The organism is Arthrobacter sp. Soil764 (genome assembly GCF_001428075.1).
Taxonomy (GTDB): Bacteria; Actinomycetota; Actinomycetes; order Actinomycetales; family Micrococcaceae; genus Arthrobacter.
This window is the reverse complement of the sequence record NZ_LMSI01000001.1, coordinates 209,700-224,793: the sequence shown is the minus strand read 5'-3', so window position 1 is coordinate 224,793 and position 15,094 is coordinate 209,700. Positions and strand designations below refer to the sequence as shown.

The window sequence follows — 15,094 nt, the reverse complement described above, 5'->3', positions numbered from 1 at the left end:
GTAGTGGTAGTCAGCATTACTGAGTAGTCAAGGAGCCCCCGATGGGCAAGCAAATGACCGAAATGCTCAAAGGCACGCTGGAGGGCATCGTCCTCGCCATCCTCGCCGCGCAGCCGGCATACGGTTACGAAATTACGGCCCGCCTGCGGGAGCAGGGCTTTACCGACATCGCCGAGGGGACTGTGTACGCGCTGCTGGTCCGCATCGAACAACGCGGCCTCGTGGACGTGGCAAAGGTTCCCTCCGAGAAAGGCCCGCCGCGCAAGGTCTACACGCTGAACGCCGCGGGAAACAGCTACCTGGCGGAGTTCTGGAACACCTGGAGCTTCCTCGCCGAACGCATCGGGCACCTCCACCGCAACAACCACTCACAGGAAAAAGGAGAATGACCATGGCCCAGGGATGGCTCGAAAAAGTCACCGGTTCCTTCGACGACAAGAAACGCTGGCGCGTCTACAAGGCCCGCAAGGAACAGCTGCCGGGCAGCTACCGGACCACCATCGATGCACTGGAACGGTACTTCACCTACGCCGCCGCCATCGTCAAGGGCGATGTCCTCATGCAGATGCTCGAGGACCTCGCCGACCTGATCGAAGGGGCGGCCGCGGATGGCACCCCCATCCGCGACGTCGTGGGAGAGGACCCCGTGGAATTCGCCGAAACCTTCATCCGCAACTACTCAGACGGCCAATGGATCAACAAGGAGCGCCAGCGCCTGACGGAGGCCATCAACCAGGCTGCCGCTGACGGCGCCTGACTGTCCACAAAGACGAAAGGACCGGTCATGACCACTGACCAGGCCCTGCAGCCCGCCATTCGGGTGCAGGGCATCGAAAAGTCGTTCAAGGACCTGCACGTGCTGCGGGGCGTCGACTTTGAGGTACCGCGGGGAGGCATCTTCGCGCTCCTCGGCTCCAATGGCGCCGGCAAGACCACGCTGGTGCGCATCCTGTCCACCCTCCTGAAGGCGGACGCGGGAACCGCCACAGTCAACGGGTACGACGTCGGCGCGGAGCCGGCAGGGGTGCGCGGCTCCATCAGCCTCACGGGCCAGTTCGCCGCGGTGGACGACGTGCTGACGGGCCGGGAAAACCTGGTGCTGGTGGCCAGGCTGCGGCACCTTCGCAACCACGCAGAGATCGCTGACGGGCTCCTGGACTCGTTTTCACTGACCGAAGCCGGGAACCGCAGGGCATCCACCTATTCAGGGGGCATGCGGCGGCGGCTGGACATAGCCATGAGCCTGATCGGCAACCCGCCGGTCATCTTCCTCGATGAGCCCACCACGGGATTGGACCCGCAGGCCCGCCTCGAAGTGTGGCACACCGTGCGCCGGCTGGCCGCCCAGGGGACCACCGTGCTGCTCACCACGCAGTACCTTGACGAAGCCGAACACCTGGCCGACCGGATCGCCATCCTGCACCAGGGCACCATCATCCAGAATGGAACCCTTCCCGAACTCAAGCGGCTCCTTCCCGCCGCCACCGTTGAATACGTCGAAAAACAGCCCTCACTCGAGGACGTCTTCCTCGCCCTCGTCGGAAAGGACAGCTGATGACCTCCCATCTCTTCAGCGATACCCGGGTCCTGACCGGCCGCTCGCTCCGCCACATCCTCCGCAGCCCGGACACCCTTATCACCACTGCAGTGACGCCGGTGGCCATGATGCTGCTGTTCGTTTACGTCTTCGGCGGGGCAATCAACACCGGCTCTGGCGCCCCGTACGTCAACTACTTGCTGCCCGGCATCCTGCTGATCACTATTTCGTCCGGAGTCGCCTACACCGCCTACCGGTTGTTCCTGGACCTGCAGGGCGGCATTTTCGAACGGTTCATGTCAATGCCGGTGGCCAGGCCCAGCGTTCTCTGGGCCCACGTGCTCACGTCCCTGGCCGCCAACTTCAGCGCACTGGCCATCGTGGTGGGCGTGGCCCTGCTGATGGGATTCCGAACCGGAGCCTCCGTGGCCGCCTGGCTCGCCGTCGTCGGAATCCTCCTCCTCTTCACCCTGGCCCTGACGTGGATTGCCGTTATCGCCGGGCTGATGGCCAGGACCGTGGACGGAGCCAGCGGCTTCAGCTACCCGCTGATCTTCCTGCCGTTCATCAGCTCCGCGTTCGTTCCCACCAACTCCATGCCCGGCCCGGTGGCCTGGTTCGCCGAAAACCAGCCGGTGACCTCCATTGTCGATACCATCCGAGCCCTGTTCGCGCAGGAAGCGGTGGGCGCCGGCATCTGGACAGCAATGGCCTGGCTTGCCGGCATCCTCGTGCTGGCTGTCGCCGCGGCCGCCGCTGTTTACCGCCGAAAGGTCAGCTGACCGCTGGACCCCGGGGGCAACAGCCGGATTCACGGCCAACTCACAGCGATTGCCCCTGCACAACGCAGCCCCGGCGTGCAAGAGTGGCGGCAACGCTGGGGCGCCACTCCTGCCCGGCCCGGCTGCTGCAAAGGCGGCCGGGCAGGGCAACAGCTGCGACCAAAAGAGGCCGGACATGGAACACCGTTCAGCTCCCCGTTTGAAGGCCCGCCGATGGCCGGCTCCCGCCCTGCTCCTGGTGGCGCCCCTGCTGGTATCCGTCCTGGCGGGTTGCCAGCCGGCCACCCCCGCGCCGGCTCCGTCACAGTTCCGCAGCATCCAGCCGGTCCCGCCAAGCCGGTCGGGCAGCCCCGGGCACGTGTTCGTCATCAACCTCGAAAACAAGGGCTACGACGTGGTGTGGGGCGTCGGCTCCCCCGCCCCCTATCTGTCGGAAACCCTCCGGGAGCAGGGCGTGCTGCTGCAGAACTACTACGGCATAGGCCACCACTCGCTGCCCAACTACCTGGCCCAGATTTCCGGCCAGCCGCCCAGCAACAGCACGAGGGAGGACTGCGGCACCTACACCGCGTTCAGGGCCACCGGCACCGGCCCGGACGGCACGCTCCAGGGCAACGGCTGCGTCTACCCGAAGGACACCCAGACCGTGGCCGGGCAGCTCACCGCCCAGGGCAAAACGTGGAAGGGCTACATGGAGGACATGCAGCAGCCCTGTGAGCACCCGGCCCTCGGGGAAGCCGACGACCACATCCGGGCCACCCCGGATGAGGAGTACTCCACGCACCACAATCCCTTTGTCTACTTCCGCTCCGTCATCTCCTCCGGGGACTGCGCCAGGAACGTGGTCAACCTGTCCCACCTTGCGGATGACCTGAAGTCCGTGGCCACCACTCCGGACCTGGCCTACATCACGCCAGATCTGTGCCACGACGGGCACGATGCCAACTGCGCCGACGGCAGCCCGGGAGGCCTGGCGGCGGCTGACGGGTGGCTTAAGGACCAGGTGCCCGCCATCCTGTCGTCCCCGGCGTACAAGCAGGACGGCATGCTGGTGATCACCTTCGACGAGACTGACGGGGACACGGCCGGCCCGTCGGCGGGAGAGGCGGGAAGCCCGGCCGGGGGTGCCGCCGGGGGCAAGGTGGGCGCCCTGGTCCTGTCCCCGTTCAGCGCAGCGGGCGGATCATCGGAGCAGCCCTACAACCACTACAGCCTGCTGGCCACCATCGAGGACCTCTTCCACCTCCCGCGGCTGGGAATGGCTGCGGACCCCGGGGTGAAGGCCTTCGGCGGCGACGTCTTCCAGCGGGCCTCCTAAGGTGGGCTTTCCAGCGAAAGGACGACGGCGGACTGCCCTGGCTGCTGCCGTGACGGTGGCGGTTTTGGTGGTGCTCGCCGTCGTACTTTCCACCATGCTGCGTCCAGGCCCACCCGCCGCAAACGGAACCGAATCGGGGATCGCCAAGATCAAGCACGTGGTGATCATTACCCAAGAGAACAGGTCCTTCGACAGTTACTTCGGCACCTACCCGGGCGCCGACGGGATTCCCATGAAGGACGGCAAGCCGGCCGCCTGCCTCCCGGACCCGGCACGGGGCGGCTGCGTGGCGCCGTTCTACGATTCGTCGGACAGCAATGACGGCGGCCCGCACAGCCCGGCGGACGCGGCGGCAGACATCAACAACGGTGCCATGGACGGGTTCGTGGCCCAGGCGGAAAAGGGCATCGCCCGGTGTGAACCGGAGGCCACCGACTGCAGGTACAAGTCCAGGAAGACCGACGTGATGGGCTACCACGACCGGAAACAGCTGCCCACCTACTGGGCCTACGCGGACAACTTCTTGCTGCAGGACCACATGTTCACCTCTGCCGCAGCCGGAAGCCTGCAGGCCCACCTCTATATGGTCTCGGAATGGTCGGCCAAGTGCACCAAGGCCGGGGACCCGGCGTCGTGCGTGGACGCGCTCGAGGGCCTGGATAATGAACCGGAGAAGGAAAACTTCGATGACAGCCTGATCGGCAAGTGCCAGGCAAGCCAGGACGTCCAGCCCTGCCGCGAGGCGCTGGAAGCAGCGGGCGCCGATCCCGGCCTTGCCGACCAGGCCCGGCAATTGGCCACGGCCAGCTGCAAACGCACCGATTCCTATCCCACCTGCAAGGCCGCAGTGGACGTGGCGGACCTTCCGGCCCCCCTGAAGGAGAAGCTGGCCGGAGCAGCCAAGAACCTGAAACAGCCAAACTACGCCTGGACCGACCTGACCTATCTGCTCCACAAACACTCGGTGCCGTGGGCGTACTACGTGTTCAGCGGCACCGAGCCGGACTGCCGGAACGACGCCGCCACCTGCGACCCCATTGAGCAGGACGCCGAGACGCCGGGCCGCTGGAATCCGCTTCCGTACTTCGACACGGTCAAGGAGAACGGCCAGCAGGGCAACATCAAGTCATTGAGCGGTTTCTACGACGATGCCCGGCAGGGCAGGCTTCCCGCGGTCAGCTGGGTGGCGCCCAGCGATGAGGTCAGCGAACACCCGCCGGCCAAAGTCAGCACCGGACAGCAGTATGTTGCCGGGCTGGTCAACGCCGTCATGAGCGGCCCGGACTGGGACAGCACCGCGATCTTCCTGAACTGGGACGACTGGGGCGGGTTCTACGACCATGTCCAGCCGCCTGTGGTGGACAACGCCGGATTTGGCCTGCGGGTGCCGGCCCTGGTGATCAGCCCCTACGCCAAAAAGGGCTACATCGACCACCAGGTCCTCAGCCAGGACGCGTACTTCAAGTTCATCGAGGATGACTTCCTGGGCGGCGAACGCATCGACCCCGCTACGGACGGCCGGCCGGACAACCGCCCCGGGGTCCGCGAGAACAACCCGCAGCTGGGGGATCTCGTCAACGCCTTCGACTTCAACCAGGCTCCGCTGCCGCCGTTGATCCTGCCCGACGCAACCACCTACTGACGCCCGCCGCGCCCGGCTTTAAGAGACAGTACAGTCCGCAGCGTCGCGGACCACGCTCTCCAGGTCCCCCGTCCGGTGCAGCACCTCGATCTGCCGCACTGCACCGGTGCCGCCGGCGAGCACCCTGTCCACCAGGTCCTCCACCCGCTGCAGGTCATCCATGTCCTCCAGCGCCCCGCGGATATGGTTCAGCAGGGAATTTACGACGGCGAGCGCGGGCGCCGGTCGGTGCGTTTGGGGATCGAGCAACTCGCCCCGCAGGCCCCAGCGGCTGGCTTTCCAGCCGGCCAGCCGGAGCAGCGCGGCCGGCACGGCCACCGGCGGCGTCCCCTCCCGCCATTCGCGTGCGGCCGTTTCCACCAGGCCCCGGGCGATGCCCGCCAGCAGCACGGTATTCTCCGGACGCAGGCACACGTCGGCCACCCGGATCTCCACCGTGGGGTAGTGCCGGGAGAGGCGGGCATCAAAGTAGATCATGCCCTCGTCCAGGGCGACGCCGGTGCTCACCATGTCGTGCACCAACTGGTGGTAGGCGTCCGGCGTGCCCAGGATCTCCAGCGGCCCGGCGGAGGGCCAGCGGTTCCACACCTGCGAGCGGTAGCTGGCATAACCGCTGTCCCTGCCGTGCCAGAACGGCGAGTTGGCGCTGAGCGCGATCAGCACCGGCAGCCAGATGCGGATCCGGTCCAGCACAGCCACCGCTTCCTCCGACGACTCCACCGAGACATGGATGTGGCAGCCGCAGGTGAGCTGTTCCCTTGCCGTCAGCCCGTACTCCTCCGTCATGGCCTTGAACCGGCGGAGCTGCACGGGATGGGGATCGGCCGGGAGCGGTGAGGTACCCAGGGCGGCCACCCTGACCCCGACGTCCTCTGCCGCCTGGTGGGCGACGGCCCGTCCCGCCACGATGTCCCGCTCAAGCGTCGCCAAAGTAGCGTGCGGCGGGGTGACCACCTCGATCATTTCCTGCTGGAACTCGGCGGTGAGGACGGGCCCGGCCCCGGCCACCAGAGGGCGGACGTACAGGTTCAGGAGCTCTCCTGCCATGGGCACGGCTTCGCCGTTTGCGGCGTCCACCAGGAGCAGCTCCTCCTCAATGCCGAACGTTCGCTTACCCGCGCCGGCGCCGCCGGTGCCGTCATTGCCGTAGGTGTCCATCGTCGTCGCCCTTCTCCCATTGCATGGTTGCAAGTTCGTCCCAGAAGCAAGCCAGCGTCAGGGCCCCGTCCATCAGCACGTCCAGGCTGGCGCTCTCGTCGCTGTCGTGCCAGTGGTCCTCCACCAGGCCGGTGCCAAAGAAGAGTACGGGCGCCGAGAGGCTGCGTCCCAGCAGCTCGGCGGGACCGCCGCCGGCGTTGCCCATCCGCCCAGCCCGTTCGGCGTTAAAACCACGCGCCATGGCCTTTTCCAGGGCGGCGACGGCTGGATGGTCAGGCGTCAGGTAGGGTTCCTGCGCCGTTTCCAGGTCCGGGACCAGGCTGAACCCGTAGGCGTCGCCGATGGTGCCGGCCACCCACTCCTGCAGCTGCTCGGCGATTTTTTCCAGGCGCTGGCCGGGAACTGTCCGGAAGCTGAGGTCCGCCGAGGCAACAGCGGGTACGGCGGCGCGGGACACGCCCAGCGCGTCGCCGGCAATGATGGAGGTGACCTCGACGGCGGGGCGCAGCCACAGCCGTTCCAGCACGGTGTATCCCTTCTCGCCGGTGATGGCGCCGGTTTCGGAGCGGGCCAGCCAGTCCTCTTCGCTGAAGGGCAGGTCCGCCAGCGCGTTCCGGAGGCCGGCCGGGTCCGGCGCCGCGTCGTCGTAAAAGCCGGGAACTGCCACCCGGCCGTCCTGGTCGTGGAGGAGCCCCAGCAGCCGGCCGAGCTCAAAGGCGGGGTTGGGTGCGTTACCGGACACGGCGCCGCTGTGCACGTCCCGCCCGGGCCCGTACACCTCCAGGTGCACGCTGAGCATGCCGCGCAGGCTGACACAGACGGCCGGGTGCCGGGCGTGCCAGAGGAGGGTGTCGGAAAAGAGGACCAGGTCTGCGGCGAACCGTTCGGCGTTGTCCGCCAGCAGCTTTGGCCAGATGCGGTGAGCCGCCTTCTTCCTCCCCTTCAATGAGGAACTTCAGGTTGATCTTCGGCGTGCCCGTCTCCTGCAGGTGGGCCCGGAGCCCCTCAAAATGCGCCAGGATCTGGCCCTTGGCGTCGGAGCTTCCCCGGCCGTACAGCCGGCCTTCGCGGAGTACCGGTTCAAAAGGCGCCGTCATGGCCCAGTTCTCCGGCTTCACCTCGCGGACGTCATGGTGGCTGTAGACCAGGACCGTTGGCGCTCCGGCGTCATTGCACCACTCCGCGTACACGGCGTGGGACTCTCCCGTGGGCAGCACCTCCACCACGGGGAAGCCCACTTCACGGAATTCGCCGGCGAGCCAGTTGGCGGAACGGAGCAGGTCCTGGGAGTGTTCGGGCACTCCCAGGATGCCCGGGACGCGCACCCACTCCGCCAGCCGCCGCTCCAATTCCGCCTCACGTGACCGGACGCCTGCACGCAGGCGCCCGACGTCGTCGTGCTCTTCGCCCTCCATATCCGCGCGCCCTGCCTAACCGTCCCGCTAGCGCGGTTGTGCAGGATTGGTAGGAACGCCCTGGGACGGCGGGTTGACGGGAGGTCCGGGCACGCTGGCAGGCTGCTGCGGGCCCTGGCCGCCGGACACCTCGGGCGTGGGCGGGGTCTGGGAGCCGCTTGGCTCCGCCCCGTTCTGCAAGGCCTGAAGGCGGTGCTCCAGGACCTGCAGGACGGGCAGCCGGTTCCCGTGTGCCTTCTCGTAGCTGGTCAGCTGTTGCACGTCCGATTCGGTCAGGCCCGTGATCCGCGTGGGCAGGGTAGCCACCGGCAAATGGTCGTAATCCGGAAGGGGCAGGTCGCTGTGGCGGGGAGCGTTGTTGTCCTGCGATGGGTTGTTCATGGGTCCTCCCTTTGTCCTTTGGGGTCCTTCTTGGAACTTAGTAAGTACGCTTACTTGTTTTACGGTACCCAAAGGTTTGGCGTTGGTACAGAGCTCCCAGGCCCTGCTGTACATCCCCCGACTGCTCAGGTAAATTCGAACTTGTGACGGGAATCATGCCCCGTCCTCCCCCGGCCCCCTGCACAGGCCGGCGTGGAGTAGCTGCTGTAGTGCAACGGCGGCGCAGGATGCAGAAGCGAAAAGGCCTTTAACATGGCATTGTCGCAATTCCAGCAGTTCCTTGACGAAGCCACGCACCCGGACCCCTTCGATGAATTTCCCTTGGGTCCCGACTGCCTCTACGGCCTGTACGTGAGCTGGGCGGCCCTGCACGGCCGGGCGCCAAAATCCGATCAGGCCTTCCGGGCAGGCATGCTGCGCTGCGGCGTGGACGTCCGGAACAGCCACCTGCGGATGACGGGTCCTGCCGCCGCTGATTACATCCTCTACAGCTACCCGGCGGTGGCCTGATGTCCACCCAGTTGGATGTGCTGTATGCCAACGGGCACTATATGCACTGCGGAGAACCGATGGGCGCTGCCGGCGCGGAGATGCGCACCATCCACGGCAGTTACGTGAGCCAGCGGCTGCCCGAGGCCCTGGGCGTGTACCTGGCAACCAGTGTGCTGCGCTGCGCCTGCGGGTTCCAGATGGAAATTCCAGATCATGATGACCCGGTGCCGGGATGACGCAGCTGCCGCTGGACGATCTGACCGCGGCCGTGGCCCGCATCCGCGGGCTCCTGCTGACGGAGGAGAAGGTGGACCGCGCGGTGGCACTCCTGGCCCAGGCCATCAAGGAGTCGCTGCCTGGCAGTCCCGGTGCCGGAGTGTCCTTGATGGATGCCGCGGGCAAGCGCACGAGCAGCGCCGCTACCGATTCACTGGTGGAGAAGCTCGACGCTGCCCAGTACGAGCTCGGCGAGGGCCCCTGCCTTACGGCATGGGCGACTGGCACAGTGGTCATCATCGAGGACCTCCAAACGGATACCCGCTGGCCGCGCTGGCAATCCGCAGTGGCGTCACTCCCGGTCCGGTCGGTGGTGAGTGCGCCGCTGGTGGTTGGCAAGGAAGCGCTGGGTGCCTTCAAGATCTATTCGGCGCTGCCGGGCCAATACGACGAGTCAACCGGACGGGCCCTGTCCCTTTTTGCAGAAACGGCAGCCACCCTGCTGGCCCACATCCAAGGGACGGAAGCCCCGCTGCGGATGGCGGAAAGCCTCAAGGCCAGCCTGGCCAGCCGGGACACCGTCAACCGTGCCTGCGGGATGTTGATGGAACGGCAGGGCATCAGCCATGAGCGCGCCCTGCAGCAATTGATCCAAAACGCGCGGGTGTCAGGTGCCACCTTGGTTGAGGTCAGTGAGCAACTGGCCACCAGGGTGCCGCCCGCGGGGTCATAGGGGGCAGCGATGGGTTTTGATCCGCATGAACCGGAGCAGCGTGGGCAGCTTAGGGACGCCCTGACCGCCGCTGACATCACGGTGGGAGAACTCTGGCTGCGCTACTTCAGCATGACCGGTTCCGCCGGCGAGTATGAGGTCCAGGCCTACCTGCAGGGCCTCATCTCCCTGCCCGTCATCCAGCGTGACCTGCTGGCCCTGGCATGCAACGAAATCATCGCAGAGAAGCCGCCGCTGCACGCACCGTGTGCCGACCAGATGAAAGGCATGGGACCCATCGGCCCGAGCTGACGTCAGGCAAAGTTGTTCCAACCTCTGCGACCGCCCGTCTGTTAGGGGATGCAAACCTTCGTGGCACCGTGATCCGTACGGTGCTTTACTGCCAGCATGTCTGAAACCCTCAAGCTGAGCCACAACGAACCGCACGACAGCAGCGTGGCAGCCCGGCTGAACTGGCTGCGGGCCGGCGTCCTCGGCGCGAACGACGGCATCGTCTCCGTGGCGGCCACAGTGGTGGGCGTGGCCGGCGTGACCAATGACCTGGCCCCCATCCTGGTGGCAGGCACCGCCGCCGTGGTGGGCGGGGCGGTGTCCATGGCCCTGGGCGAATACGTTTCCGTCAGCAGCCAGAGTGACAGCCAACGGGCCCTGATCGAAAAGGAACGCCAGGAACTCAGGGACGATCCCGACGGCGAACTGGCAGAACTCGCCCACATCTACCAGGCCAAGGGACTTAGCGAAGCCACGGCCCGGACAGTTGCCGAGGAACTGACGGCAAAGGATGCCCTGAAGGCCCACCTCTCCGCCGAACTGAACATTGACGAAGAGGAACTGGTCAGCCCCTGGCACGCAGCCTTCGCCTCCGCCATCGCCTTTACCGTCGGCGCCGTGCTGCCCATGCTGGCCATCATCTTCCCGCCCGAAGAGGCACGGATCCCGGTCACGTTTGTTGCCGTCATTTTGGCGCTCGCACTGACCGGCACCATCAGCGCCAAAATCGGCGGGAGCTCCAAGCGCAAGGCCACCATCCGGCTGGTGGTGGGCGGGGCGCTGGCCATGGCCTTCACGTTCGCGGTGGGAAGCCTGCTGGGCACCACCGGCATCGCCTAGTCTTTTCCCACAGACACCCGCTACCGATCAGGAGTTCCACGTGCTGGAGATTGCCGGCCTTCCGGCCCATATTCTGCTGATTCACGGCGTGGTGGTCCTGGCCCCGCTGGCCGGGGTTGCAGCAGTGGTGTTCGCGCTGCTGCGGCGGAGCAGGCGGTACCTGGCCTGGCCGCTGGGAGTCCTGGCACTGCTGCTGGTCCCGCTGTCCGTGATCACCGCCGAAGCGGGGGAACAGCTGGAGAAGGCCAAGGGGGTGTCCCGGCTCATTGAGGATCACGGCCACCAGGGAAGTTTCCTCCGCTACGTCACCGTCTTGTTCCTGGTGGCCGTGGCCGCCCAGATCGTTGCCGCTTTCCCTTCGCTCCTGACGCGGCTGCCCGCCTTCCGGGGTCTTCGCGGGCTCCTGGGATCCCGCTGGCTGCTCCCTGCCACGTCGGCGCTGGGCATCCTGGCCGGACTGTTCCTGGTGTACCAAAGCATCCTGACCGGCCACTCCGGGGCAGTGTCCGTCTGGGCCGGGACGCGCTAGCCGCGCGTCTGCCCTCAGCCCCGCGGCCTCGACCGTGAAGCAGGCTCCGGAAGAGGTACGACGGCGTAGCGCCGGTTCGCGAGTACCGGCACCCGCCTGCGCACCTGCTCCAGCCGTTCCCGGCTGAGCCGGGCCACGATCAGGCCCGGTTCCTCACCCGCGTTGGCCACCACCACCCCGGCCGGATCCACGGCCACCGAAAAGCCGGTGGCGAGGGGGCCGCACTGGTTGGCCGCCAGGACGTAGGCCGTGTTCTCGATGGCCCGCGCCCTGGCCAGCGTGGACCAGTGGTCCTCCTTGCCCGGTCCGCGGATCCACATGGATGGCACCAGCAGGATGTCCGCTCCGGCGTCGACGGCTGCCCGGGCGCTCTCCGGAAAACGCAGGTCGTAGCAGGTGAAGGCACCAAACCGGAACCCGCCAAGGCTGAACACCAGGGGTTCCTCGGCACTGCCCGCCGAGATGCCATCGCTTTCCCGGTACCCAAACGCATCGTAGAGGTGGACCTTCCGGTAGCAGCCCAGGATGTTCCCTTGGCTGTCCAGCGCCACCAGGGTGTTGTACGGCAGGCCGGTTTCCGTTCTCTCGTAGGTCCCCACCACCACCGCTATCGCGTGCTCCTTCGCAAAGCCGGCGATGCTGCGGATGAAGGGACCATCCAGGTCCTCCGCAACGGCCGCAATGGCGGTGGCCGGTTCGCTGGTGCCGTACAGGCTGGACTCGGGGAGGACCACCAGGTCCGCCCCCGCGGCCGCAGCCTCCGCAATCAGCCGCCCTGCCGCCGTCGTATTTTTGGCTTTGTCCGTGCCGGCCCGGAACTGCCCTGCCGCTATGGTCATGCTCTCCGAATCCATGGCTGTCCTTCCACGCGGAGGGGTGCCCGGCGGCAGTTTGCCGGCCGCTGCACAACCCCTTCCCATCAGCATCCTCCGCGCGTAGGGTAAGGCACACAACCCGCTGGTCCCCGGGCCAGTGGCGGGCTCATGCAGTTGGGCTTCTGGAGCATGCCGGAGGGACCATACGTGGGTAACAAGCCATCCAAAAACCACAGCATGCGGCGCCTGGCAGGGCTGGGCGCGGTCCTCGTGGTGCTGCCCGCACTGACTTCCTGCTCGGATCTGGTTTCCCGCGGCTTCCTGCCCGGAGCCCGCGACACCACCAACAACACGGCACTGATCACCGACCTGTGGGTCAATTCCTGGATCGCCGCCCTGGTAGTGGGCATCATCACCTGGGGATTGATGATCTGGGTCATCGTGGCCTACCGGCGCAGGAAGAACACTGTAGGGTTCCCCGCGCAACTGAGCTACAACCTTCCATTGGAAGTGTTCTACCTGGCCATTCCGCTGATCGTCATCGGCGTCCTGTTCGTCTTCACGGACCGGGAACAGCGGGCCATCGATGCACGCTATCCCGACCCGGACGTCGTGATTGACGTCTTCGGCAAGCAATGGTCCTGGGATTTCAACTACGTCAAGGAGCAGGTCCACGAGGACGCCGGACAACAGGCCCACCTGACCGGCGGCTATGGCGCCCCGGACCGGCTGCCCACGCTCTACCTTCCGGTGGGAAAGAAAGTGGAACTGCACCTGCAGTCCCGCGACGTGCAGCATTCCTTCTGGGTGGTGGACTTCCTCCAGAAACGCGACCTGTACCCGGGCCACGAACAGTACAACCCCTACATCAACATCACCCCCAACCGCATCGGCGAATACATGGGCAAGTGTGCCGAGCTCTGCGGCGAGTACCACTCCGAAATGCTCTTCAAGGTCCGGGTGGTAAGCCAGCAGGATTATGACAGCCACATCGCCGACCTGAAGGCCAAGGGCAACACCGGCAGCCTCGGCGAAGAATACGTCAGGCAGCCGCTCTCAGCCCCGTCACCGCAGGCCCCGGAAGCAGCAGAGTAAAGGAGGGCACCGACATGACCACCACAGGCCAGAGAATGGGCGGAACCGCGGCCACTGCGGCACCGGCAGTGGTCCGGCGCTCCAAAGGCACCATCGTCGTCAACTGGATCACTTCCACCGACCACAAGACCATCGGGTACATGTACCTGATCTCGTCCTTCGTGTTCTTCTGCGCAGGCGGGGTGATGGCCCTGCTGATCCGCGCCGAGCTGTTCGAACCCGGCATGCAGATCCTGCAGACCAAGGAACAGTACAACCAGCTGTTCACCATGCACGGCACCATCATGCTGCTGATGTTCGCCACGCCGCTGTTCGCCGGGTTCGCCAACGTCATCATGCCGCTGCAGATCGGCGCCCCTGACGTGGCGTTCCCCCGCCTGAACGCGCTGGCTTTCTGGTTCTTCCTGTTCGGCTCCACCATCGCGGTGTCCGGGTTCATCACCCCGCAGGGCGCCGCCTCGTTCGGCTGGTTCGCCTACGCGCCGCTGTCCAACACCACCTTCACCCCGGGCATCGGCGGTGACCTGTGGGTCTTCGGCCTGGCGCTGTCCGGCTTCGGCACCATCCTGGGCTCCGTCAACTTCATCACCACGATCATCTGCATGCGCGCCCCGGGGCTCACCATGTGGCGGATGCCCATCTTCACCTGGAACACGCTGGTCACGGCCATCCTGGTGCTGATGGCGTTCCCGCCGCTGGCTGCAGCCCTGTTCGCGCTCGGCGCGGACCGGAAGTTCGGTGCCCACATCTTCGATCCGGACAACGGCGGTGCCATCCTCTGGCAGCACCTGTTCTGGTTCTTCGGCCACCCCGAGGTGTACATCATTGCGCTGCCGTTCTTCGGCATCGTGTCCGAGGTCTTCCCGGTCTTCAGCCGCAAGCCCCTGTTCGGCTACAAGGGCATCGTGTACGCCACCATCGCCATTGCGGCCCTCTCGGTGACGGTATGGGCGCACCACATGTACGTGACGGGCGCAATATTCCTGCCGTTCTTCGCCTTCATGACCATGCTCATCGCGGTGCCCACCGGCGTGAAGTTCTTCAACTGGATCGGCACCATGTGGGGCGGTTCGCTGACCTTTGAGACGCCCATGCTCTGGAGCATGGGGTTCCTGGCCACGTTCCTCTTCGGCGGCCTCACCGGCATCATCCTGGCCTCCCCGCCCATGGACTTCCACGTTTCGGACTCCTACTTCGTGGTGGCCCACTTCCACTACGTGGTGTTCGGCACCGTGGTGTTCGCCATGTTCGCCGGGTTCTACTTCTGGTGGCCCAAGTTCACCGGCACCATGCTTAATGAACGCCTGGGCAAGATCCACTTCTGGATGCTCTTCCTGGGCTTCCATGCCACGTTCCTGATCCAGCACTGGCTGGGCGTCCTGGGCATGCCCCGCCGGTACGCGGACTACATGCCGGAGGACAACTTCACCTTCATGAACCAGTTCTCCACCGTGGGTTCCTACCTCCTGGGAGCGTCGCTCATCCCGTTCTTCTGGAACGTCTACATCACGTGGCGGGCCGGCAAGAAAGTCACCGTGGACGATCCCTGGGGCTTCGGCGCATCACTGGAATGGGCCACATCCTGCCCGCCGCCCCGCCACAACTTCACGTCCCTGCCCCGGATCCGTTCCGAGCGGCCTGCCCTGGACCTGCACCACCCGGAGCTGAGTGTCCGGCTGCACCCGCCGGCGCACGGCCCCGCGGCTGATGTCCTGGGTGCCGCGGACATCGGTGAAGACGACGTCCGCGACCCCAACCCGAACAAGTAGGCCGCGCAGGCTGCTTTTGACGCGCAGCCCCGGAACGCCATCGGTGGGCCCTCCGCGGGCAAGGTTTAAGGAGTTACCAATTAGGTCACGCCATGTTTTCGT

Annotated in this window: 19 protein-coding genes; 14 read left to right on the top strand and 5 right to left on the bottom strand. The window is 66.1% G+C overall.

Annotated features, from left to right (window positions below; translation table 11 throughout):
- Positions 1–41 precede the first annotated feature (41 nt).
- The 6 genes from ASG86_RS01025 (at position 42) to ASG86_RS01000 (ending at position 5,279) form a co-directional block, all read left to right on the top strand.
- Positions 42–389, top strand: a complete 348-nt coding sequence (locus ASG86_RS01025) for a PadR family transcriptional regulator (RefSeq protein ID WP_056328982.1) — start codon at positions 42–44, stop codon at positions 387–389.
- A gap of 2 nt (positions 390–391) precedes the next feature.
- Entirely contained in the window at positions 392–757 is a 366-nt protein-coding gene (locus ASG86_RS01020; RefSeq protein WP_056329669.1) for a DUF1048 domain-containing protein, read from the top strand.
- A 27-nt stretch (positions 758–784) separates the two neighbouring features.
- Positions 785–1,555, top strand: coding sequence for an ABC transporter ATP-binding protein (locus ASG86_RS01015; RefSeq protein WP_056328979.1), 771 nt, complete (start codon positions 785–787; stop codon positions 1,553–1,555).
- Complete coding sequence (locus tag ASG86_RS01010; RefSeq protein ID WP_056328977.1) at positions 1,555–2,319, top strand: ABC transporter permease; 765 nt, start codon at positions 1,555–1,557, stop codon at positions 2,317–2,319. The genes ASG86_RS01015 and ASG86_RS01010 overlap by 1 nt, the downstream gene beginning before the upstream one ends.
- A 175-nt stretch (positions 2,320–2,494) precedes the next feature.
- A complete protein-coding gene (locus tag ASG86_RS01005) occupies positions 2,495–3,637 on the top strand; it encodes an alkaline phosphatase family protein (protein ID WP_082566613.1) in 1,143 nt (380 codons plus the stop codon).
- Between the two features lie 49 nt (positions 3,638–3,686).
- On the top strand, positions 3,687–5,279 hold the full coding sequence (locus tag ASG86_RS01000; protein WP_235565039.1) for an alkaline phosphatase family protein: 1,593 nt from the start codon (positions 3,687–3,689) through the stop codon (positions 5,277–5,279).
- A gap of 18 nt (positions 5,280–5,297) precedes the next feature.
- Here the strand turns inward: ASG86_RS01000 and ASG86_RS00995 are convergent, their stop codons facing one another.
- Genes ASG86_RS00995 through ASG86_RS00985 form a run of 4 tightly spaced genes read right to left on the bottom strand, consistent with a single transcriptional unit; the run spans position 5,298 to position 8,233 of the window.
- Positions 5,298–6,437 (bottom strand): carboxylate-amine ligase, encoded by a 1,140-nt coding sequence (locus ASG86_RS00995; protein WP_056328971.1) that lies wholly within the window; start codon positions 6,435–6,437, stop codon positions 5,298–5,300.
- Positions 6,418–7,236 carry a peptidase dimerization domain-containing protein gene (locus ASG86_RS20700; protein ID WP_200946088.1) on the bottom strand — a complete coding sequence of 273 codons (819 nt, stop codon included), beginning with the start codon at positions 7,234–7,236 and terminating at the stop codon, positions 6,418–6,420. The genes ASG86_RS00995 and ASG86_RS20700 overlap by 20 nt, the downstream gene beginning before the upstream one ends.
- Positions 7,169–7,852 carry a M20/M25/M40 family metallo-hydrolase gene (locus ASG86_RS20695; protein WP_200946086.1) on the bottom strand — a complete coding sequence of 228 codons (684 nt, stop codon included), beginning with the start codon at positions 7,850–7,852 and terminating at the stop codon, positions 7,169–7,171. Before ASG86_RS20695 ends, ASG86_RS20700 begins: the two co-directional genes overlap by 68 nt.
- A gap of 27 nt (positions 7,853–7,879) precedes the next feature.
- Complete coding sequence (locus ASG86_RS00985) at positions 7,880–8,233, bottom strand: hypothetical protein (RefSeq protein WP_056328970.1); 354 nt, start codon at positions 8,231–8,233, stop codon at positions 7,880–7,882.
- 252 nt (positions 8,234–8,485) lie between these two features.
- On the opposite strand from ASG86_RS00985, the gene ASG86_RS00980 reads away from it, so the two are divergent.
- The 6 genes from ASG86_RS00980 (at position 8,486) to ASG86_RS00955 (ending at position 11,313) form a co-directional block, all read left to right on the top strand.
- A complete protein-coding gene (locus ASG86_RS00980) occupies positions 8,486–8,743 on the top strand; it encodes a hypothetical protein (RefSeq protein WP_056328967.1) in 258 nt (85 codons plus the stop codon).
- Positions 8,743–8,961: a hypothetical protein gene (locus tag ASG86_RS00975; RefSeq protein WP_056328965.1), complete on the top strand. Its 219-nt coding sequence runs from the start codon at positions 8,743–8,745 to the stop codon at positions 8,959–8,961. Before ASG86_RS00980 ends, ASG86_RS00975 begins: the two co-directional genes overlap by 1 nt.
- On the top strand, positions 8,958–9,674 hold the full coding sequence (locus tag ASG86_RS00970; RefSeq protein ID WP_056328962.1) for a GAF and ANTAR domain-containing protein: 717 nt from the start codon (positions 8,958–8,960) through the stop codon (positions 9,672–9,674). Before ASG86_RS00975 ends, ASG86_RS00970 begins: the two co-directional genes overlap by 4 nt.
- 9 nt (positions 9,675–9,683) lie before the next feature.
- A complete protein-coding gene (locus ASG86_RS00965; RefSeq protein ID WP_056328959.1) occupies positions 9,684–9,965 on the top strand; it encodes a hypothetical protein in 282 nt (93 codons plus the stop codon).
- Between the two features lie 96 nt (positions 9,966–10,061).
- Positions 10,062–10,784 (top strand): VIT1/CCC1 transporter family protein, encoded by a 723-nt coding sequence (locus ASG86_RS00960; RefSeq protein WP_056328957.1) that lies wholly within the window; start codon positions 10,062–10,064, stop codon positions 10,782–10,784.
- A gap of 40 nt (positions 10,785–10,824) precedes the next feature.
- Entirely contained in the window at positions 10,825–11,313 is a 489-nt protein-coding gene (locus ASG86_RS00955; protein ID WP_056328955.1) for a hypothetical protein, read from the top strand.
- Between the two features lie 14 nt (positions 11,314–11,327).
- Here the strand turns inward: ASG86_RS00955 and ASG86_RS00950 are convergent, their stop codons facing one another.
- A complete protein-coding gene (locus ASG86_RS00950; RefSeq protein ID WP_235565038.1) occupies positions 11,328–12,167 on the bottom strand; it encodes a carbon-nitrogen hydrolase family protein in 840 nt (279 codons plus the stop codon).
- A gap of 198 nt (positions 12,168–12,365) precedes the next feature.
- Between ASG86_RS00950 and ctaC the strand changes: the two genes are divergently transcribed.
- On the top strand, positions 12,366–13,223 hold the full coding sequence (gene ctaC / locus ASG86_RS00945) for an aa3-type cytochrome oxidase subunit II (RefSeq protein ID WP_235565037.1): 858 nt from the start codon (positions 12,366–12,368) through the stop codon (positions 13,221–13,223).
- 14 nt (positions 13,224–13,237) lie between these two features.
- Positions 13,238–14,992 carry an aa3-type cytochrome oxidase subunit I gene (ctaD, locus tag ASG86_RS00940; RefSeq protein WP_235565036.1) on the top strand — a complete coding sequence of 585 codons (1,755 nt, stop codon included), beginning with the start codon at positions 13,238–13,240 and terminating at the stop codon, positions 14,990–14,992.
- The last annotated feature ends 102 nt before the right edge of the window (positions 14,993–15,094 follow it).